At 55.6% G+C, this 19751-nt stretch carries 15 protein-coding genes; 11 read left to right on the top strand and 4 right to left on the bottom strand.

The features are described from left to right. Positions 1 to 211: 211 nt before the first annotated feature. Genes BUC32_RS06890 through BUC32_RS06900 form a run of 3 tightly spaced genes read left to right on the top strand, consistent with a single transcriptional unit; the run spans position 212 to position 3015 of the window. Positions 212 to 1153: a nucleoside hydrolase gene (locus tag BUC32_RS06890; protein WP_073251004.1), complete on the top strand. Its 942-nt coding sequence runs from the start codon at positions 212 to 214 to the stop codon at positions 1151 to 1153. Further along, positions 1150 to 1599 carry a GNAT family N-acetyltransferase gene (locus BUC32_RS06895; RefSeq protein ID WP_073251006.1) on the top strand — a complete coding sequence of 150 codons (450 nt, stop codon included), beginning with the start codon at positions 1150 to 1152 and terminating at the stop codon, positions 1597 to 1599. Before BUC32_RS06890 ends, BUC32_RS06895 begins: the two co-directional genes overlap by 4 nt. Positions 1600 to 1608: 9 nt before the next feature. Beyond that, positions 1609 to 3015 carry a protein adenylyltransferase SelO gene (locus BUC32_RS06900; RefSeq protein WP_073251008.1) on the top strand — a complete coding sequence of 469 codons (1407 nt, stop codon included), beginning with the start codon at positions 1609 to 1611 and terminating at the stop codon, positions 3013 to 3015. Here the strand turns inward: BUC32_RS06900 and BUC32_RS06905 are convergent. Beyond that, the gene (locus BUC32_RS06905; RefSeq protein WP_245815146.1) at positions 3012 to 3872 is read right to left on the bottom strand and encodes a DMT family transporter; all 861 of its coding nucleotides are present in this window, start codon (positions 3870 to 3872) and stop codon (positions 3012 to 3014) included. The two genes, BUC32_RS06900 and BUC32_RS06905, sit on opposite strands and share 4 nt — an antisense overlap. Before the next feature lie 148 nt (positions 3873 to 4020). Between BUC32_RS06905 and BUC32_RS06910 the strand changes: the two genes are divergently transcribed. The 3 genes from BUC32_RS06910 (at position 4021) to BUC32_RS06920 (ending at position 6906) form a co-directional block, all read left to right on the top strand. Further along, positions 4021 to 4716, top strand: coding sequence for an endonuclease/exonuclease/phosphatase family protein (locus BUC32_RS06910; protein WP_073251010.1), 696 nt, complete (start codon positions 4021 to 4023; stop codon positions 4714 to 4716). An 82-nt stretch (positions 4717 to 4798) separates the two neighbouring features. Then, positions 4799 to 6064: a cation:proton antiporter gene (locus BUC32_RS06915; RefSeq protein ID WP_073251012.1), complete on the top strand. Its 1266-nt coding sequence runs from the start codon at positions 4799 to 4801 to the stop codon at positions 6062 to 6064. Further along, the gene (locus BUC32_RS06920; RefSeq protein ID WP_073251014.1) at positions 6064 to 6906 is read left to right on the top strand and encodes a PhzF family phenazine biosynthesis protein; all 843 of its coding nucleotides are present in this window, start codon (positions 6064 to 6066) and stop codon (positions 6904 to 6906) included. Before BUC32_RS06915 ends, BUC32_RS06920 begins: the two co-directional genes overlap by 1 nt. Before the next feature lie 54 nt (positions 6907 to 6960). Here the strand turns inward: BUC32_RS06920 and BUC32_RS06925 are convergent, their stop codons facing one another. Then, the gene (locus tag BUC32_RS06925; RefSeq protein WP_073251016.1) at positions 6961 to 8283 is read right to left on the bottom strand and encodes a DEAD/DEAH box helicase; all 1323 of its coding nucleotides are present in this window, start codon (positions 8281 to 8283) and stop codon (positions 6961 to 6963) included. 344 nt (positions 8284 to 8627) lie between these two features. Between BUC32_RS06925 and BUC32_RS06930 the strand changes: the two genes are divergently transcribed. Next, positions 8628 to 9038 carry a Fur family transcriptional regulator gene (locus BUC32_RS06930; RefSeq protein ID WP_073251018.1) on the top strand — a complete coding sequence of 137 codons (411 nt, stop codon included), beginning with the start codon at positions 8628 to 8630 and terminating at the stop codon, positions 9036 to 9038. A 47-nt stretch (positions 9039 to 9085) separates the two neighbouring features. Here the strand turns inward: BUC32_RS06930 and BUC32_RS06935 are convergent, their stop codons facing one another. After that, positions 9086 to 11509, bottom strand: a complete 2424-nt coding sequence (locus tag BUC32_RS06935) for a GcvT family protein (RefSeq protein ID WP_073251020.1) — start codon at positions 11507 to 11509, stop codon at positions 9086 to 9088. A 107-nt stretch (positions 11510 to 11616) separates the two neighbouring features. After that, a complete protein-coding gene (locus BUC32_RS06940) occupies positions 11617 to 12180 on the bottom strand; it encodes a YceI family protein (protein WP_073251022.1) in 564 nt (187 codons plus the stop codon). A 140-nt stretch (positions 12181 to 12320) separates the two neighbouring features. Between BUC32_RS06940 and BUC32_RS06945 the strand changes: the two genes are divergently transcribed. The 4 genes from BUC32_RS06945 (at position 12321) to BUC32_RS06960 (ending at position 19722) form a co-directional block, all read left to right on the top strand. Beyond that, the gene (locus BUC32_RS06945) at positions 12321 to 14738 is read left to right on the top strand and encodes a GcvT family protein (protein ID WP_073251023.1); all 2418 of its coding nucleotides are present in this window, start codon (positions 12321 to 12323) and stop codon (positions 14736 to 14738) included. A gap of 91 nt (positions 14739 to 14829) precedes the next feature. After that, the gene (locus tag BUC32_RS06950; RefSeq protein ID WP_073251025.1) at positions 14830 to 15429 is read left to right on the top strand and encodes a nucleotidyltransferase family protein; all 600 of its coding nucleotides are present in this window, start codon (positions 14830 to 14832) and stop codon (positions 15427 to 15429) included. Positions 15430 to 15576: 147 nt separating this feature from the next. Next, entirely contained in the window at positions 15577 to 16659 is a 1083-nt protein-coding gene (locus tag BUC32_RS06955; protein ID WP_175556909.1) for an efflux RND transporter periplasmic adaptor subunit, read from the top strand. 6 nt (positions 16660 to 16665) lie between these two features. Then, positions 16666 to 19722: an efflux RND transporter permease subunit gene (locus BUC32_RS06960; RefSeq protein ID WP_073251028.1), complete on the top strand. Its 3057-nt coding sequence runs from the start codon at positions 16666 to 16668 to the stop codon at positions 19720 to 19722. The last annotated feature ends 29 nt before the right edge of the window (positions 19723 to 19751 follow it).

Below are 19751 nucleotides of genomic sequence, written 5' to 3' on the forward strand. Positions count from 1 at the left end.
GCTCTGGTGCAAGCCCGCCGCAACGCAGTGTCGAACGTAGTGCAGCTGCGAAAGGTTGCTTCGTCACCAATATCTGCAGCCGCACAAGTCCAGTTTGTCCCGCACAACAGCCCTTCTCCAAGACAGATAATTTCCCAACCGACCTAGACAATCCACGTGTCTTTGCTCAGTCTGCATGTTCAATCCAACCTGAACTTCTGGACATGCCCAAATGAGCCCACGCAAGATCATCATTGATACGGACCCCGGCCAAGACGACGCCGTTGCGATCCTGTTGGCTCTGTCGAGCCCCGAGGACATTGATGTTCTGGGTATCACGGCCGTGGCCGGTAATGTTCCCCTGCCTCTGACCCAGAAAAACGCCCGGATTGTCTGTGAATTGGCAGGCAGGACCGAAATGAAAGTCTTTGCCGGGTGTGATCGACCTTTGGGCCGTGATCTGGTCACTGCGGAACATGTGCACGGTAAAACCGGGCTTGATGGCCCCAACCTGCCCGACCCGGTGATGCCCTTACAGGATCAGCACGCCGTTGACTACATCATCGATACTCTTCGTGCTGAGCCTGCAGGAACTGTCACACTTTGCCCATTGGGGCCGCTGACCAACATTGCAATGGCCTTTGAAAAGGCGCCCGATATCATGGATCGGGTGCAGGAGATTGTCCTGATGGGCGGTGGGTATTTCGAGGGCGGTAATATCACGCCGGCTGCTGAATTTAACATTTATGTTGACCCGCAAGCCGCTCATATTGTTTTTAAATCTGGCGTTCCAATTGTGGTTATGCCGTTGGATGTCACCCACAAGGCGCTGGTCACCAAATCCCGCAACGATGCCTTCCGTGCGATTGGTTCGGACGTTGGCATCGCCGTGGCCCAGATGACCGATTTTTTTGAACGGTTCGACAAGGAAAAATACGGCAGCGAAGGCGCGCCATTGCATGACCCGTGTGTCACCGCCTATCTGATCCGCCCTGATCTGTTCAAAGGTCGTTATATCAATGTTGAAATCGAAACCCATTCCGAACTGACCATGGGCATGACCGTGGCCGATTGGTGGGGTGTCACGGACCGTCCGGCCAACGCACTTTTCATCGGCGATATTGATGCGGATGGCTTCTTTCAGCTTCTGACAGTAAGGCTCGCCCGATTATGAGTACTGCGCTGCACCTTGCCCGTCCTGAAGACATTGACCGCCTTTTGCCTTTGGTCGAGGCCTTTCACTCCGAAGCTGGCATTGTGCTGAGCAGTGAAGACCGGCACGCAGCCGTGTTGCCGCTCTTGGAAGGCACTCCGCTAGGTGTGGCTTATCTGATTGGGCCAACGCGTGCGCCCGTGGGCTATATCGTCATCACCTTTGGCTGGTCGATTGAATTTGGCGGCATGGATGCGTTCATTGACGAACTGTACATCCGCCCGGCTGTACGCAAGCGGGGCATGGGGACGGACGTGCTCACGGCTCTGCCGCGCGCTCTGGCGGATGCAGGCGTCAAAGCGTTTCATCTTGAGGTCGACCATGACAATGAAACCGCGCAGCGGCTTTACACGCGCGCTGGTTTTACCACCCGTCCGCGCTATATGCTGATGTCTCGCAAATTGTGAACTAAGCTCATGCCTCTGACGATCCCTTTTTCCAACAGCTACGCAAAGCTGCCTGAACGCCTGTTTTCGCGCCTTGGCCCCGAGCCGGTGCATGCGCCCGAATTGCTGGCGTTCAACCATGCGCTTGCGCGTGACCTCGGGATTTCCGGAGACGATGACCACGCCGTATTGGCCCGCGTGTTTTCAGGCAATGCAATTCCGGACGGTGCGGAGCCTTTGGCGCAACTTTATGCGGGACATCAATTTGGCAATTGGAATCCTCAGTTGGGGGACGGGCGTGCAATCCTCTTGGGAGAAGTTGCAGGCTTTGATCTGCAACTCAAAGGGTCCGGTCGCACGCCGTATTCCCGAAATGGCGATGGTCGCGCCTGGGTTGGTCCGGTGCTGCGCGAATTTGTGGTCAGTGAGGCCATGCACGCGCTTGGCATCCCCACAACCCGCGCGCTGGCCGCTGTGGCCACAGGCGAACTTGTTCAACGCGAAACCGCCCTGCCCGGCGCTGTCCTTACGCGTGTCGCTTCGAGCCATATTCGCGTGGGCACCTTTCAGATTTTGGCAGCACGTGGCGATAGTGAAGGGCTGAAGGCCCTGTTTGAACACGCAGTCGAGCGCCATTATCCGGACGTCAGCGATCCTCTTGGTTTTCTCAATGCGGTGATCCAACGACAGGCAACATTGATCACGCATTGGATGAATGTCGGATTTATTCACGGCGTGATGAACACCGACAATTGCGCGATTTCCGGCGAAACTATCGACTATGGCCCCTGTGCCTTTATGGACGCCTATCACCCGATGACGGTGTTTTCCTCAATTGATCGAACCGGGCGCTATGCCTTTGCCTCGCAAGCAAACGTGATCGTGTGGAATCTGGCGCAGCTGGCGTCTTCTCTCTTGCCTCTCATGCCAGATCAAGAGGCCGCCGTTGAGGCATTTACCCACGCCGTGCACGCCATGCCCGCGATGTTGAATACAAAGTGGAATGCCACATCGGCCCGCAAGATCGGCATTGCTGAACCGACCGACCAAGATCACCAGCTTACAGCCCGTCTGTTGCAGATGATGTCCGCGCAAGGCGCCGATTTTACCAACACTTTCGCCGCCCTGACCACTGGAGATGCCACCGACCAGTTTGTTGACCGCGAGGCTTACGCTGACTGGGCCTTAGATTGGCAATCCAGACTGGAAACCGAAGCCGCGCCCCAAGAGGTCATGCAGATCACAAACCCCGTTCTGATCCCGCGCAATCACCGTGTGGAACAGATGATTCAATCCGCGGTTCAGGGCGACATGGCCCCTTTTGAACGGTTAATGAAAGCCTTGTCCCAGCCATTTGAAAACAAAAGTGAATTCGATGATCTGCGCCGCCCTCCGTCTGAGCAGGAACGGGTACGCGCCACGTTCTGTGGAACCTAAGCTTTTCGGTTAATCAAGAACAAACCAAAGGCGACCAATGCCAACGCGATCCAGATGCTTGGGCCGACCTTTTCGCCCAATATCCACCACCCAAACAACACGCTGAACACCGGCGATAAAAAGCTGAACGATGCGACGGACGATGTTGGGTAAATCGACAACATCCAGAACCAAACCAGATAGCCAATCGCTACCACCCCTATGGCCTGAAACAACAGCCCCAATACATGGATTATGGCTGGATCACGCAAGATCTCACCAAACCACGGCGTTATCGCGCTCAGCACAATAGCCGAGACAATCAACTGCCACATCAACTGGGTTTCCGGGTTGGTCTTTGACAAAGGGGTAATCCGCAACAACAAGGCAATCGCGGCCCATCCAATCGCCGCCATCAGGGCCAGAATGTCTCCCCAGATGTTGGCAGCACCGCTTTGTCGATCCAACAAAGCAACCGCAACACCCGTCATTGCCAAACCAAGCCCGATCAAACGCACGAAGGTCAGGCGTTCTCCGGGCAGCAATACATGTGCCGCCAGAGCAAGCCAGACCGGCATGGAATAGAAAATCACGCTGACACGCGACACATCTGTAAGATCAAGAGCGATGTACAGACTTATGAATTCAATGGAAAAAATGACCCCAATTAGAATTCCAGGCCAGGCAACAGACCACTTGTATTCAAAAGGCTTTCCGCGCCAGGCCATCCAGCCAGCGACAGCCAGACCAGCAATCACAGACCGTATGGCCACCAGAAAAACCGGTGAAAACCCACCATTTGTAACCTTGATCACCACCTGATTAAACGCCAACGTGATAGCGAACAGGATTAGTGCCGAGGCACCAAATGTATCCATATGTGACTTTCGTTCCATTGCGTCACTGGCGCCCGATTTCATTAGCGTGTCAAGTAAATCTCCAGACAACGCGGCGTCGCGACATTAAGGTCGCTCGCCAATCGGGGCATCGCATGTCACAAGGCCGCGCAGCACAGATAAGACAATCATGACCTCATCTTTACGCCTTGCCACATACAACCTTCAAAAATGCGTCGGCATAGACATGCGCCGCCGCCCGGATCGGTCGCTGCAGGTGATCAATGCTTTGCAGGCCGAAGTTGTGGTTCTGCAAGAGGCTGACAAGCGCCTGCCGCCTCGCCCCGCAGCCCTGCCACATGATCTGATCCAAAGTCACGACTGGACCACATTGGACTTTGGCCAACCGGGCGGGTCTCTGGGCTGGCACGGTAATGCCATGCTGTTGCGCCCCGATATCAGCGTTTTGGGCACCGCCGGGATTGATCTGCCCGGACTTGAGCCTCGTGGCGCTATCATCGCCGAATTGAGTACCAAAATCGGCTATTTGCGCGTGGTTGGTGTGCATCTTGGCCTGCTGCGCCGCTATCGTTTGCTACAACTCATGGCCATCACCCGTGAACTGCGACGGCGCCCATCGATGCCCACGATCATCGCCGGAGATTTCAACGAATGGGGTCCAAAAACCGCTTTGGATGCCGCCACGCCGGGATTGGACTTTGTTGAAGGCGGTCATAGTTTTCCGGCCCCGCGCCCCATAGCGGCTCTTGATGCTTTTGCATTGACTGCAGATTTGCGCGCGACAAGCTGCGGTGTCCACAGACAGCGCCCTGCCGCCAGCGCATCCGATCACTTGCCAGTGTGGGCGGATTTGATACGAGCCTAACTCAGCCCTCAGCCGATCGTTACCTTGTCTGGCAACCCGTGGCTATGTTAGCCAACCCTTAGAATACCCAAGGGACAGGTTTATGAATTTTTTACAGATCACATCGCTTTTGATTGTGCTGGCCGGAATATTTGGCGCGATCAACTATTTGTTTTTAAAGCTCCCTTCGGCCATTGGCATATTGGTGGTCGCCTTGTTTGCCAGTTTTGGCTTGCTGACGATCGACTTGATCGCACCTCACTTTGGCATCGCCGACACGGCGCGCAACATGATCGCCGACATCGATTTTTCAGACACTTTGCTTGAAGGCATGCTGGGCCTTTTGCTGTTTGCAGGCGCCCTGCATGTCAAACTGCACGATCTGCGCGCCCAATGGGTGCCCGTCGCGTTGATGGCCACAATTGGCGTTGGGCTTTCCACGGCAATTGTCGGCTTTGGTTTCAGCTGGATCACTGGCATGCCCCTGATGATCGCACTGGTGTTTGGCGCGCTGATTTCACCCACCGATCCGGTTGCGGTTCTGGGGGTTCTGCGCGAGGCCAACTTACGCAAAACCCTTGAAACCAAGATCGCGGGCGAAAGCCTGTTCAATGATGGCGTTGGTTATGTGGTGTTTCTGGTGATCTCAGGCATGGCGTTTGCAGGTGCAGGCCATCACGGCGCCGTTGACCACGGCAGCTCGCAATTGGACGATGCCGCCATTTTGTTCTTCCAGGAAGCCGTGGGCGGAGCCGTCTTGGGCGTCGTTCTGGGCTGGCTCACATTCCGTGTGATGCGCCTGATTGATGACTATTCTCTCGAAGTGCTTTTGACCTTGGGTCTCGCCTTTGGAGGCTATGAGCTGGCCGTCGCATTACACGTGTCTGCTCCAATCATGGCGGTCTGCGCGGGTCTGTTGATTGGTGACATCGGAGCCAAACACGGGATGAGCGCTGAGACCCGTGAATATGTGGATGCATTCTGGAAACTGATTGACGAAATCCTGAATGCCGTCCTGTTCCTGCTGATCGGGTTTGAGGTCTTCGCAGTTGCTTTTCAGGGTGAATTTCTGATGGCCGGTGTTGCAGCAATCCTGTTGGCTCTGGTCGCGCGTCTGGCCGCCGTGGCAGTCCCTGTCATGCTGCTGCGCCCCTTTCGAGAGTTCAGCCAGGGCGTGATACCGATCATGACCTGGGGTGGCATCAAAGGCGGTATTTCGGTGGCTCTGGCGCTGTCGATTCCTGAAAATGAATGGAAACCCCTGATCCTGACCGCCACCTACGTTGTTGTGGTTTTCTCGATCATCGTTCAGGGTCTGACCATCGCTCCACTGGCCAACCGGGTTGGCCGCGAACCGGATTTGATGTGATGCGCCGCTATGTTGTCTACGATGTCTTCACCGAAAAGCCTTTTGGCGGCAATCAGCTGGCTGTTTTTCCCGATGCTAGCGACTTGCCTGAACAAGAGCTGCAAAGCATCGCCGCCGAGTTCAATTTTTCCGAAGTGACGTTTGTCACTCCGCCGGATGATCTGAGCAACACGGCCAAGGTACGGATTTTCACCCCCACGATGGAAGTCCCCTTTGCGGGCCATCCGACAATAGGCACTGCCGTGGCACTGGCTGATCTTGGATATGGCCCAGATATGGTGCTGGAATTGGGTGTTGGTCCCTTGGCCTGTCGTGCCGAAAAAGGCAGTGCGCAGTTCACCACCCATGTACCGCTCGACATCATGGCCCATCCTGACCCTTGTCTGGTTGCACGCGCCCTCGGCGCATCTCAGGACGCCATCCTGACCAGCACCCATGCCCCTGTTATGGCCTCTCTTGGGCTGGCATTCACCCTGACCGAGCTTGACTGCCGCGACACGCTTGCAGCGCTGCAACCGGACGTCGGCGCATTTCGCGAAGGCACCAAAGCGCATCCCTCTGGCCTTGATTTTGCGCAATTCGCATACGTGCGCGAAGCAGACGTGATCCACGCCCGCATGTTTGCTCCACTTGATAACATCCCCGAAGACCCCGCCACAGGGTCCGCCTGCGCCACCCTTGGCGCCCTTCTGGCCCAGCTTCAGGGTCAAGACGTCACTCTGCGGGTTCATCAAGGCGACGAACTGGGACGCCCTTCGGTGATTGGCGTCACCACTGACAACGGCTCGGTCACCATCAGCGGAGCGGCCGTCAAAACGATGGAGGGGCGGCTGGCCTACTGACCACCGCCCCCTCTTCATCTTACTAAAGCGTTTCGCCAAAGGCGGACTTGGACTCTAGGCCGCTTTGCCGCTCGATGGACGACGCCGACGCCTTTGCTGACCGCCCGGCGCTCCCGAGGGTTTGCCGCCACCACCGCCTGAACGGTTCGGATTGCCTCCGCCTCCGCCACTACGGCGCGGACCACCTTTGCCACGACCACCGCCGTTGCTTTTGGGTTTGTTCTTATGGGATGGATCGGTCATCCCCAACCAAGGCGTACCAGACAGCACGGGAATGTCCATTTTCAGAACTTTCTGAATGGCCTTCAACTCATCCGTTTCGTCCGGTGAACAGAACGCCACTGCCGCGCCATCCATACCAGCACGTGCCGTCCGGCCGATCCGGTGCACATAGTTTTCTGGAACGTTGGGCAGATCAAAGTTGTAAACATGGCGCACTTGCGGAATGTCCAACCCCCGCGCAGCAACATCTGTCGCCACCAGCACCATAGCCTCACCATTGCGGAACGCCTTTAGGGCGCGTTCACGCTGCCCCTGACTTTTGTTGCCATGCACGGTCAGGGCCTCAAACCCTTTCTTAACCAAAGCCTTCACCAGACGGTCAGACCCATGTTTGGTACGGGAAAACACAATTGCCGCTTCGTCACGGTGGGTGCTCAGCAACTCGATCAACAGATTGGGTTTCTCTGCCTTCGAGATATAGTGAACCCCTTGCGTGACCTTATCGGCTGTTTTACCCGGAGGCGCCACCTGCACCCGAACAGGGTTGTTCAGATAAGAGGCCGAAATCTCGGCCATCAGTTTGGGCATGGTGGCAGAGAACAGCATGGTCTGGCGTTTTTCCGGCAACCATCCCACGATCTGACGCAGCGCATGAATAAAGCCCATATCCAGCATCTGGTCTGCCTCATCCAGCACCAGAAAATCGGTCTGCGAAAGGTCCAGCGCACGGCGTTCCATCAAGTCAATCAAACGTCCCGGTGTGGCCACCAATATGTCAGTGCCCCGGCCCGCGCGTTTGATCTGTGGATTGATGGCGACACCTCCGACAACAAGCCCCACCTTGAAATGGCTGCCATCCACAAGGATGCCAAGGCTGTCCTTGATTTGATTGGCCAACTCACGTGTCGGTGCAAGGATCAGGCTACGGACTGTCTTGGGGGCCGGTGGGTGGCCATAAGATTGCAGTTTGGCAATCAACGGCAGGCCAAAGGCCAAAGTCTTACCGGTCCCGGTTTGCGCCAGCCCCATCACGTCTTTGCCTTCCAGCGCGTGCGGAATGGCACCTTCCTGAATTGGGGTCGGTTTGTCGATGCCTGTGCTGATCAGCTTTTCAACCAGCTTTGGTGGCAGACCGAGGTTATTAAACGTCGTCATAATAAATGTCTTTCTGGCACGACACATGATGTGCGCACCTTAGGTGGCCCCATCGCGGGGGTCAGTTGGTGGTAGGCCGCGAAGCGATCTGTCACGTTCTTGCGACAGTCCTTCTGGACCTTGGCCCCACGCGTGATGTTGGGATCAGATGAACGCCTTTGCTCTGGCCGGGTTATCTCCGGTCTTGGGCGACTGCTCACGCGGCAGAAGGCGGTTGCTAGCGCAAATGGGGGTTGGCGGTTCACAAGTCAAGGAAATAAACCGCGCGTCTTAGGTGCAAAAGTGGTGGCCAGCATCCTGTCACGCCGCTAAAACGCTAATCCAAGCCAAACAGGACGCTCTTTATGTCGGACACGATTCTTGCCCGCTGCGAAGCCAAAGGCCTGCGCATGACAGGCCAACGTCGCACCATTGCTGGTGTTTTACAGCAAAGTTCGGACCATCCGGACGTGGAAGAACTGTACAACCGTGCCTCTGCAAAGGACGCCGGCATTTCACTGGCAACAGTGTATCGCACAGTCAAGCTGTTTGAAGAGGCAGGCATTCTGGACAAACTGGAATTTGGCGATGGCCGCGCACGGTATGAAGACGCCGAACGTGATCATCACGATCACCTGATTGACATCAACTCGGGCGAAGTGATTGAATTTGTTGATCCCGAGATCGAAGCTTTGCAGGAAAAGATCGCCGAAAAGCTGGGCTATAAGCTGAAGGGCCACAAGCTCGAACTGTACGGCGTTCCGATCCGTAAATAGCCCGTCGCTTGTGGCATATTCTAGTGAAACTCGCTAAGCGGCGTTCATCAGGCCCGCAGACGAGCCCCTTTTGCGTCAAACGGTGGCTCCTGCAGGATCACGGCCTTGTGGGGGCGCCCAAGAACCATGACGTCTACCTCATCCCCCGCCTTGGCATTCTTCACATACCCCAACGCCAGCGACATGCCGACGGAATACCCATAGGCACCAGAGGTCACACGGCCGATGCCCTGACCCTCTTTGAAGATCGGCTCACCACCTGTGGCATCCGCGTTGGACGCGGTTGTCGCGGCCTCGTCCAGATGTAGCAGCACAAGCTGTTCACGGGCGTCATTTGCCATGGTGTCCGCGACCGCCGCTTTGTTGAGGAAATCTTTGTCCATCTTGCACAAACGATCCAGCCCCACCTCTTGCGGCCAGTACTCGGGGCTGTATTCGCGACTCCACGAGCCATATCCCTTCTCAACGCGCAAAGACATCAACGCGCGGCTACCGACGGGGCCTGCGCCAAACTCTTTACCCGCCTCAAGAAGCGCCTTGTACAGACGTTTCTGATCTTCAGCGGCACAGTGAATTTCCCACCCCAGATCACCGGTAAAGGACACACGTAATGCCAACGCTTTGACACCTGCGATCTCAACTATTTTTGAACGCATGAAAGGGAAATCTTCGGTCGCAAGTGAGGCATTGGTCATCCGCTGCAACAACTCGCGAGACTTGGGACCAGCAACGTTAAATCCGCACATCGCGTCTGTTTTGCTTTCAAACGTCGTACCACCTGGCAGCGGCACCTGTTTGAAGAACCGCTTGTGATACCGCTCGGCCATGCCTGATCCGATAACCCAAAACTCATCGTCTTCAACACGAGTCACGGTGAAATCACCGGCAATCCCGCCGCGTTTGCCAATCAATGGTGTGAGGCACGACCGACCGACAGCTTTGGGCATGGTGTTGGCAAAAACCGCGTTAAGCCAGCCTTCGGCGCCGGGTCCTTTACAAATGTATTTGGCAAAGTTCGAGATATCGATGATGCCTGCCCGCTCGCGCAGCATTTTGCATTCCTCGCCCACCGGTCCCCACCAGTTCTGGCGGGTAAAGCCATTGGTGTCGACAACACCGGGCTTGTCGGCAAACCACAACGGATGTTCCCAACCATAGTTCAGCCCAAAGACCGCGCCCATGGCTTTTTGTGTCTCATAAATGGGCCTTGTGCGCAGTGGCCGGCCTGCCGCGCGTTCTTCATTAGGAAAGTGGATAGCGAAACGGTGCGAATAGACATCGCGCACGCGGGCTTTGACAAATTCAGGATTATTGGCCCACGCGCCGAAACGCGCCACGTCCCATGGGAACATGTCATATTGCATCTCACCTTCGATGATCCATTGCGCCACCATCAGCCCCATGCCTGCCGATTGCGAGAAACCCGGAATGATGCCGCCGCACATGAAATAGCCGTCCAGTTCCGGCACTGGCCCAAGGATCACGTTGCTGTCGGGCGACCAGATCATCGGGCCATTGATGACCCGCTTGATACCGGCTGTACCTGCCACTGGCACTCGGTCCATGGCGCGCAAGACGTTGTCTTCGATGCGTTCCAGATCGTCGGGGAAAAGATCATGGGCAAAGTCGAGCGGTGTGCCATTTTCGGCCCAAAACCGCATGTCCTTTTCATAGGCGCCGATCAGCAACCCCTTGCCTTCCTGGCGCATGTAATACTCACCATCGCGGTCAGCGACCGAAGGCAAACGACGCTCCATGGCGTCAATCTCGGCGATGGTCTCGGTCACAAAGTACTGGTGTTCCGTGGGTTGCAAAGGCATTTCCAGCCCCGCCATTTTCGCCACTTCGCGCCCCCAGAGCCCCGCTGCGTTGATGACCCAGGGTGTTTTGATATCCCCCTTGGGCGTGCGCACGATCCAACTGCCATCGGGCTGCTGCTCGGTGCCTGTGACCGGTGTAAAACGATGAATTTCTGCTCCGCGCTGCGTCGCACCCTTGGCATAGGCATGGGTCACACCCGAGGGATCGACATTGCCGCCATCCTCTTCCCACATAATGGTGCGGATACCGTCAAAATTGACCAACGGATGCAGGCGTTCGGCCTCATCCCGGCTGATCTCATGGAAATTCATGCCGTAAAGCTTGGCCTTGGCTGCCTGCAATTTCAGTTGATGCTCGCGGTTCTCGGTCTGTGCCAGATAGAGCGCGCCCGGCTGGAAAACGCCGCAGCTTTGTCCGGTCTCTTCCTCAAGCTGATTATAAAGCGTCATCGTATAGTGCTGAATACGGCTGATGTTGGCGCTGTCGTGCAGCCCGTGAATGCCCGCCGCCGCGTGCCATGTGCTGCCGCTGGTCAGCTCGTCCCGCTCCAGCAGAACGACATCCGTCCAGCCGAGTTTGGTCAGGTGATAGAGAATTGAACATCCGATAAGACCGCCACCAATGACGACTGCCTGGGCTTCGGTTCGCATAACAAAGTTTCCGTTCAGGTTTGGTTTCTACGGTCCAAGCCTGCCCCCGCGTCAGAACGGCCAAATGCCATTTTGCGACATATCTCGTCGCATTCTGAGCCTTTCCTTCATTCCCGAACCAAATGCACCACAAAGCGCAAAGTGATCATATCTCCGACGAGGTCGGGAAAACCTGTCACACCAAAAGAGGCACGTGGGACTGCCCCTGTGACTTGTAAAATCAGTTCCGAATTGTCCGTCGGCGCATTTGCGCGGCGCTGAAAGAGCGCATTCAAGGTTACAGGAAGGGTGATGCCTTTGAGAGTGAGGTCTCCGGCGATGCGAACACCCAGATCTGTAGGAAAAACCCGTTTGCTGACAAACCTTGCCTCCGGATGCTTGCCCGTCGCCAAAAGTTCTGGGCCCTTAAGGGCCAGGGTAACAAAGGGATCGCCAGCGCGGACTGAATTGGTGGAAATGGTCACATCCAAAGAGGAACGCCTGACATCCTGCAAGTCGATCATTGTCGAGGCATTTCTGACCGAAAACGCGCCACGGTTTTCGCGCCCCCCCAATGTATAGAAAAACACAACTTCAGAGTCTTTCACGTCCAAAGCGTAAGGAACGGGCGCAGCCCCAACGGACGTCCCTGAGAAAATCGTCAGAAAACAAATAAATAAAGCGCGTATCATGCCCCAGACCTAACACAGTCTTACCGCCAGTCCAGCAACCACTTGGACGTTTGCGACAAAGGTCGTCGGAAAATGACCAGCGATTTGTCAAAATGCCGTAATTGTGAAGGTAGAAATCAAGCGACAAAAAAGGAAGCGTCATGAAAACCACCACACGAGTGGCCGTGATCGGCGGCGGAGTTGTTGGCTGTTCGGTTTTGTATCACCTGACCAAACTGGGCTGGTCCGATGTGTTGCTGTTGGAACGTTCCGAGCTGACCTCTGGATCTACGTGGCACGCCGCAGGTGGCTTTCACACATTAAACGGCGACACCAACATGGCGGCCCTCCAGGGCTATACCATTCGCCTTTATAAAGAGCTCGAAGAGATCACCGGCATGTCCTGTGGGTTACACCACGTGGGCGGCGTGACACTGGCCGACAATCAGGATCGGTTCGATATGTTGGTCGCTGAACGTGCCAAACATCGCTTTATGGGGCTTGAGACTGAAATCGTCTCGCCTGAAGAGATCAAAAAGATTGCGCCTGTCACCAACATAGACGGCATAATTGGCGGACTTTATGACCCTCTGGATGGCCATCTTGACCCCTCGGGCACCACGCACGCCTATGCCAAGGCCGCGCGCATGGGCGGGGCAACCATTGAAACCCATTGCATGGTACAGGAAACCAATCAACGCGCCGATGGGACATGGGATGTTGTCACGAACAAAGGCACCATCCACGCCGAACACATCGTTAACGCAGGTGGCCTGTGGGCGCGCGAAGTCGCCGCCATGGCCGGTGTTTACATGCCCCTGCATCCGATGGAGCACCAGTACATCGTCACAGACGAAGTGCCGATGATCGCCGAGATCATCGATGCAGGCGGCGAACACCCGCATGTGATGGACCCGGCTGGCGAAAGCTATCTGCGTCAGGAAGGGCGTGGGCTTTGCATTGGGTTTTATGAGCAACCCTGCAAACCCTGGGCCGTCGACGGCACGCCATGGGGCTTTGGGCATGAACTTTTGCAAGACGACTTTGACAAGATTGAAGCCTCGATTGATTTTGCCTACAAACGCTTTCCGGCTCTTGAAGCGGCCGGTGTGAAATCCGTGATCCACGGCCCCTTTACCTTTGCGCCTGATGGCAACCCACTCGTGGGGCCCGTACCCGGCATGCGCAACTACTGGTCTGCCTGCGCTGTGATGGCCGGGTTCTCGCAAGGTGGTGGCGTCGGTCTCATGCTGGCACAATGGATGGTCGAAGGCGAATGCGAACGTGACACATTCGCCATGGATTGCGCGCGGTTTGGCAACTGGATCACGCCGGGCTACACTCGCCCCAAAGTGATCGAAAACTACCAGAAACGCTTTAGCGTCTCCTACCCGAACGAAGAACTGCCCGCCGCACGGCCTTTCCGCACCACGCCGATGAATGACATTTTTGATGGCATGGGCGCGGTCTGGGGCGCGCAATATGGCATGGAGATTCCCAACTACTTTGCCAAAGGTGATGAACCCCGCTTTGAAACGCCCTCATTCCGCCGCTCTAACGCTTTTGAGGCGACGGCCCGCGAAGTCAAAGCGGTGCGCGAAGCCGTTGGAATCAATGAGGTTCATAACTTTGGAAAATATCGCATTCGGGGAAAGAACGCCCGTGCATGGCTGGATCGGATCATGGCCGGACGTGTGCCGGCGGTTGGCCGTCTATCGCTCACGCCGATGCTGTCTCCCAAGGGGCGTCTGATCGGGGATTTCACCATCTCGTGTCTCTCCAAAGACGAATTTCAGTTGACAGCTTCGTATGGGTCCCAAGCCTATCACATGCGCTGGTTCCTGCAGCACAAGGAACATGGGGTCGCGGTTGAAAACATCTCTGACACGCTGAACGGTTTCCAAATTGCCGGCCCCAAAGCCCGCGAAGTGCTTCAGGCCTGCACCCGTCAGGATATTTCCGACATGCGGTTTATGGATGTGCGCCGCATGAGCGTTGGCATGGCGGACTGCATCATTCAAAGGGTCAGCTACACAGGTGATCTGGGCTATGAAATCTACTGCGACCTGCCCTCGCAACGCGCGTTGTGGTCCACACTTTGGAGCGCCGGACAACCCCATGGCATGCGCCCGTTTGGGATGCGCGCGATGATGTCGCTCCGGCTCGATAAATTCTTTGGGTCCTGGTTGTCTGAATTCTCACCGGATTATACTGCAGCAGAAACCGGACTTGATCGTTTTATCAGCTTTAAAAAGCCCGGCGACTTTATTGGGCGTGCCGCCGCCGAAGCCGAACGCGACGCGGGCCCAACCCGCAAGCTTTGCGCCTTTGAGGTCGACGCCATTGATGCTGACGTCAACGCTTATGAACCGATCTGGCTCGAGGGTGAAGTTGTCGGGTTTTGTACATCCGGCGGTTTCAGCCACTACGCCCAAAAATCAATCGCGCAGGGATTCGTTCCAACCGACCGGGCTGTGGACGGGCTAGAGGTCGAAATCGAAATTCTTGGACAAATGTGCAAGGCGCGGCTCGTCACGGACCCATTGTTTGATGCAGATGGTTCAAGAATGCGCGGCTGACCCTTTTAAACCGGCGTCTTTCTTGTAAAAATGCAGCCACCGGAGGCACTCAACCTTGCCTCCGGTGATCTTTACGCTGAAAAGGGTGCCTATGCTGTCAATCCTGATCCTTGCTGCCGGAAAGTCTTCGCGCATGCGTGGCGAAGATAAATTGCTACAGGATGTGGCTGGCCAACCTTTGATCCGCCTGGTGACCGAGCGTGCTCTGTCAACCAGAGTGCCGGTCACAATTGCCCTGCCACACACACCCCAAGACCGCCTTAAGGCATTAAAGGATCTTAATGTTTCAGTAGTTCAATCCGCCGATTCCGCAAATGGAATGGCCTATAGTATTCGCGCAGGCGTGGCCGCGTTGGCCCCCCGGTGCACGGCGGTGTTGATCCTGCCGGCAGACATGCCAGAGATCACCCGCGAAGACCTGATGGATATGTGTTCTGCGTGGTCGGAAACCCAATCCGGTGTTATTTTGCGGGCCTCTACGAAAGATGGTCAACCGGGCCATCCGGTGATCTTTCCAAAGTCATGCTTTGCCCAATTGAAGGCCCTGAAAGGCGACGAAGGTGCACGATCCGTGATTGCGTCAAAGTCCACGCCGGTTCGCCTTGTGCCTTTGCCAGATCACAACGCTCTAACTGATCTGGACACACCCGAGGCCTGGATTCGCTGGAGAGCTTCAGAAAGCGGCGTTTAATACGGGACATGTGGCGTTCAGATTGCACCCTCTGATGGGCCTTTGATTTTGCTTTCCGTAACGCTACGTGATCAAACTAAAGTTATACTCTAATTTCCAGCCTTGTTATGCTGATTTCAAAGGTCAATGGATTCGAAAGGTTTTCCAATGTCGCCCGCAGTTTTTTCCATTCCCGTCGCGACTCTGATCAGTTGTGTGATGCTATCTCTGTCGAGCCCGGCTTTGGCCGAGCAAGACGCCGAGGCAGAACGTGCCCCGCGTCCGGCAAAAATCATCGCCGTTGCCGAACGGCCCCGTGAAACCAAGATTTCTCAGCCAATTGTGGTGGAACCTGACCAATCTGCCGTTTTGACATTGCTTGAAGGCGGCGTTTTGCAGGAATTTCCCGTGAAAGAAGGCATGTTGGTCAAAAAGGGAGATCTGATTGCCCGGGTAGACACCCGCATTCTTGAAAACAATGTCAATCAGGCGCGCTCGCAACTGGCCCAGGCAAAGGTGGAATTCGAACGCGCTAAAATATTGTTGAAACAAGGCAATATTCCCGAAAGCACCTATGATCAGCGCGCGACCGAGTACGAGTTGGGCGAACTGAATGTCGAAGCTTCGGTCAAACGGTTAGAGGATGCTACGTTGCTGGCCCCTTTCGACGGTGTGATCGCGCTTGTGAATGTGGACCAGTTTCAAACCGTCAATGCACAGCAAGAAATAGTCACTTTGCAAAGCGAAAACAAATTTCGCGCGGTGATGCATATTCCGGCGAGTCAACTGGTTGATGCCACCGATGTGGATATTCTGGAAAGCCATCTGGCGCTGGATGTGGCCCCGTTGATCAGCATTCCGGCCGAATTCCGATCGCTGGCCCAACAAGCTGATCCCTCAACCCAGACATACGAGGCACAGATGAATTTCACCCGCCCCGACGGGCTGGTGGTGCTGCCGGGGATGACCGGACAGGTCTATGCCAAGGTCGTGCCCAACGCCTCCAAACCTTATGTCAAAGTGATCGAAGTGCCCATGGCCGCGGTTCAGTACGATGGCCAAACCCCATTTGTCTGGCTGGTACAAGATCAGGGCGACGCTCTGAGTGTGACCCGTCGAGACATTGTTCTGGAGGACGAAATTGGTATCAACCTGGCGGTTCTGGAAGGGCTTGAGGTCGGTGACGAGATTGTTGGCGCAGGTGCCTCATACTTGTTTGAAGGTATGAAAATCCGTCGGTTCGGGGGCTAATACACCATGAGCATTGCCGAATTTTCAATAAAAAACAGGCTAATAGCGGGCGTTGTTATTGTCTTGTCGCTGATTGGCGGCTGGCAGGCCTATAAAAACATGCCGCGCTTTGAAGACCCCGAATTTGTCATTCGAACCGCCCAGGTTATCACGTCGTATCCCGGCGCGACCCCGCTGGAAGTCGCCAATGAGGTTACCGAAACCTTGGAAAGCGCTTTTCAGGAAATGATTGAGGTTGAAGAAATCCGTTCGAAATCCGAAGCGGGTCGATCCACCATCTCGGTGGATATTCTTTACGAATTCTCCCCCAGCAAAGAAGACCTTAGCCTGATTTACACCAAGTTGCGCAACAAGGCCAAAGACGCCGCGCGCGGCCTGCCACCCGGAGCGAGCGATCCTTATGTGAACGATGATTACGCGAATGTGTACGGCCTATATTATGTGCTGACCAGCGATGGTTTTAGCCCTCGTGAGATGCAGGACTACGCCAAAGCGGTGCGCACAGAATTGCTGGCTGTAGACGGTGTCGCCAAAGTGGCCATCGATGGGGTTCAGGACGAAGCGATTTATCTTGAATTCAATCAGACACAAATGTCTGTCACCGGCGTGTCTTTGGATCAGGTGTTCAGCCAAATTCAACAACATACCTCGGTGGTTTCTGCAGGTGACGTTGTTATTGGTCAGCAACGGGTTCAGTTCCAGCTGCCGGAGATCGGGGATTCCGTCACCGCGCTCATGAACACAGTTGTCACCACAGACGACACCGACCGCATTGTCCGCTTGCGCGATATCGCCGATGTGGTGCGCAGCTATCAAGACCCCCCCAGCAAGATCATGCGCTATAACGGGCGACCTGCGGTGATTGTTGGAATCTCAGCCCTGCCCGGTGAAAACATCGTCAAAGTCGGCGAAGCCATTTCCAAAGTGATCGAAGACACCGAAGTCAACCGCCCCCTGGGGATCGAGATCGAGACGTTTTACCATCAAGGCGAAATCGTCGATATCTCGGTCAAGGATTTTGCCAAGAATGTCGGGGCCGCCCTGTTGATCGTACTGATCACATTGGGTGTGTTCATGGGCATGCGTTCGGCTGTGGTGATTGGCGGCGTGTTGCTGCTCACTATTGCGGCGACACTGGCAGTGATGAACCTTGCCGGTATTCCAATGCACCGGATTTCGCTGGGCGCGTTGATTATTGCGCTGGGCATGCTGGTGGATAACGCCATCGTTGTGACCGAAGGCATTCTGGTCGGCGTGAAAGAAGGTAAACGCAAGCTTGAGATGTCGATTGATGTGGTTGCGCGCACCAAATGGCCGCTTTTGGGCGGCACGCTTGTGGGCATCATCGCGTTTGCCCCGATTGGCTTTGCTCCCGGATCAACCGCTGAATACACCGGCGATCTGTTCTGGGTGGTGATGATTTCGCTCGGGTTCAGCTGGCTTTTTGCGCTGACCGCCGTACCGTTGTTTGCTGACATCCTGTTCAAAGAAGAAGACAGCGTTACAGGCCCCAAACCCGACGGCGCCATGATGCGCAATTACAAGAAATTCATGCATGTTCTGCTGAAATTGCGCTGGGGGGTGATTGGCGTGAGCTTTGGAGCTCTGGCCTTGGCGATTGCAGGCATGGCCTATATCAAGCCCGGGTTCTTTCCATCATCCACAACGCCTCAGGTGGTGGTTGATGTGTTCTTTCCCGAAGGCACCGACATCTATCTGACAGACCAACGCATGGCTGATCTCGAACAAGAAGTTTCGGCGCTGGATGGGGTTTCTGATGTGCACACACTGATCGGAGGCGGCACACTGCGCTACATGCTTGTGTACTCGCCCGAGGACCCAACAGCCGCCTATGGCCAATTGCTGGTCAAGGTGGATGATTATAAACGGATCGACACGCTGATCCCGGAACTGCAGGCCCATGTGGATGAAAATTATCCCAATGCCCAGTCCAAAGTCTGGCGGTTTCAACTTGGACCCGGCGGTGGTTCCAAAATCGAAGCACTGTTTACCGGGCGCGATCCGGTTGTCCTGAGGCAGCTGGCCGATCAGGCACAGGCCATCATGGCCGCGCATCCTGGCACCATTTCGATCAAGGATGACTGGCGCCAACAGGTTCCAACCATTGAACCGCTGGTCAATGAAACGCGCGCCCGTCGTCTTGGAGTCACGCGCGAGGATATTGCTAACGCGATGAACATCAACTTTTCGGGCAGTCAGGTGGCACTCTACCGCGAAGCCGATTATCTCATTCCGATCATCCAACGCACGCCCCGCAATGAACGCGTGGGTCTGAGTGCGATTGAAACGGTTCAGGTTTCTTCTCCGGTCACAGGTGGCACCATTCCCTTGCTGCAGTTGGTGGATGGGTTTGACACGGTTTGGCGGGACTCATTGTTCCGCCGTGTTGACCGGGTGTGGGCCATTCAGGCGCAGTGCGATCCTGCCGAAGGTATTCTGGCAGGCATTCTGCTCAACGAATTACGCCCGCAGATCGAGGCAATAGAACTGCCTCCCGGCTACAAGCTGAAATGGGAAGGCGAATACGGCGACTCGACCGAGGCCAACGAAGACCTCGCCTCGACCTTACCTGTGGGCCTGGGCGCGATGGTTCTCACCGTGATCTTTTTGTTCAACGCCCTGCGTCAACCTTTGGTCATCTTTCTGACAGTGCCCTTGGCGATGATTGGGGTGACGGTGGGGCTGGTCTCAACCGGTACGCCGATGGAGTTCATGGCCATTCTTGGGGTTTTGTCCCTTTCAGGCCTGTTGATCAAAAATGCGATTGTGCTGGTGGATCAAATGGACCTTGAGATTGGCGAAGGTAAGCCGCGATTTGACGCTGTGGTGGATTCTGCCGCCAGCCGGGTGCGCCCGGTGATGATGGGCTCATTGACCACCGTTCTTGGGGTGGTGCCGTTGTTTCTGGATGCGTTTTTTAAATCCATGGCCGTGGTGCTGGTCTTTGGCCTCACCTTTGCAACTGTGCTGACGCTTTTGGTTGTACCAGCGCTCTATATGGTAATCTTTCGCATTCGCATGTCGGAAACGGCTTCCGGGTGAAACACCAACAGCCCTAAAAAAGTGGCTCT

Source organism: Shimia gijangensis (assembly GCF_900142085.1).
Taxonomy (GTDB): domain Bacteria; phylum Pseudomonadota; class Alphaproteobacteria; order Rhodobacterales; family Rhodobacteraceae; genus Shimia; species Shimia gijangensis.

Excerpts from the sequence above, each read along its gene's own strand:
- BUC32_RS06890 (WP_073251004.1), top strand. The coding sequence starts at position 212 with ATGAGCCCACGCAAGATCATCATTGATACGGACCCCGGCCAAGACGAC.
- BUC32_RS06895 (WP_073251006.1), top strand. The coding sequence starts at position 1,150 with ATGAGTACTGCGCTGCACCTTGCCCGTCCTGAAGACATTGACCGCCTT.
- BUC32_RS06900 (WP_073251008.1), top strand. The coding sequence starts at position 1,609 with ATGCCTCTGACGATCCCTTTTTCCAACAGCTACGCAAAGCTGCCTGAA.
- BUC32_RS06905 (WP_245815146.1), bottom strand. The coding sequence starts at position 3,872 with ATGGATACATTTGGTGCCTCGGCACTAATCCTGTTCGCTATCACGTTG.
- BUC32_RS06910 (WP_073251010.1), top strand. The coding sequence starts at position 4,021 with ATGACCTCATCTTTACGCCTTGCCACATACAACCTTCAAAAATGCGTC.
- BUC32_RS06915 (WP_073251012.1), top strand. The coding sequence starts at position 4,799 with ATGAATTTTTTACAGATCACATCGCTTTTGATTGTGCTGGCCGGAATA.
- BUC32_RS06920 (WP_073251014.1), top strand. The coding sequence starts at position 6,064 with ATGCGCCGCTATGTTGTCTACGATGTCTTCACCGAAAAGCCTTTTGGC.
- BUC32_RS06925 (WP_073251016.1), bottom strand. The coding sequence starts at position 8,283 with ATGACGACGTTTAATAACCTCGGTCTGCCACCAAAGCTGGTTGAAAAG.
- BUC32_RS06930 (WP_073251018.1), top strand. The coding sequence starts at position 8,628 with ATGTCGGACACGATTCTTGCCCGCTGCGAAGCCAAAGGCCTGCGCATG.
- BUC32_RS06935 (WP_073251020.1), bottom strand. The coding sequence starts at position 11,509 with ATGCGAACCGAAGCCCAGGCAGTCGTCATTGGTGGCGGTCTTATCGGA.
- BUC32_RS06940 (WP_073251022.1), bottom strand. The coding sequence starts at position 12,180 with ATGATACGCGCTTTATTTATTTGTTTTCTGACGATTTTCTCAGGGACG.
- BUC32_RS06945 (WP_073251023.1), top strand. The coding sequence starts at position 12,321 with ATGAAAACCACCACACGAGTGGCCGTGATCGGCGGCGGAGTTGTTGGC.
- BUC32_RS06950 (WP_073251025.1), top strand. The coding sequence starts at position 14,830 with ATGCTGTCAATCCTGATCCTTGCTGCCGGAAAGTCTTCGCGCATGCGT.
- BUC32_RS06955 (WP_175556909.1), top strand. The coding sequence starts at position 15,577 with ATGTCGCCCGCAGTTTTTTCCATTCCCGTCGCGACTCTGATCAGTTGT.
- BUC32_RS06960 (WP_073251028.1), top strand. The coding sequence starts at position 16,666 with ATGAGCATTGCCGAATTTTCAATAAAAAACAGGCTAATAGCGGGCGTT.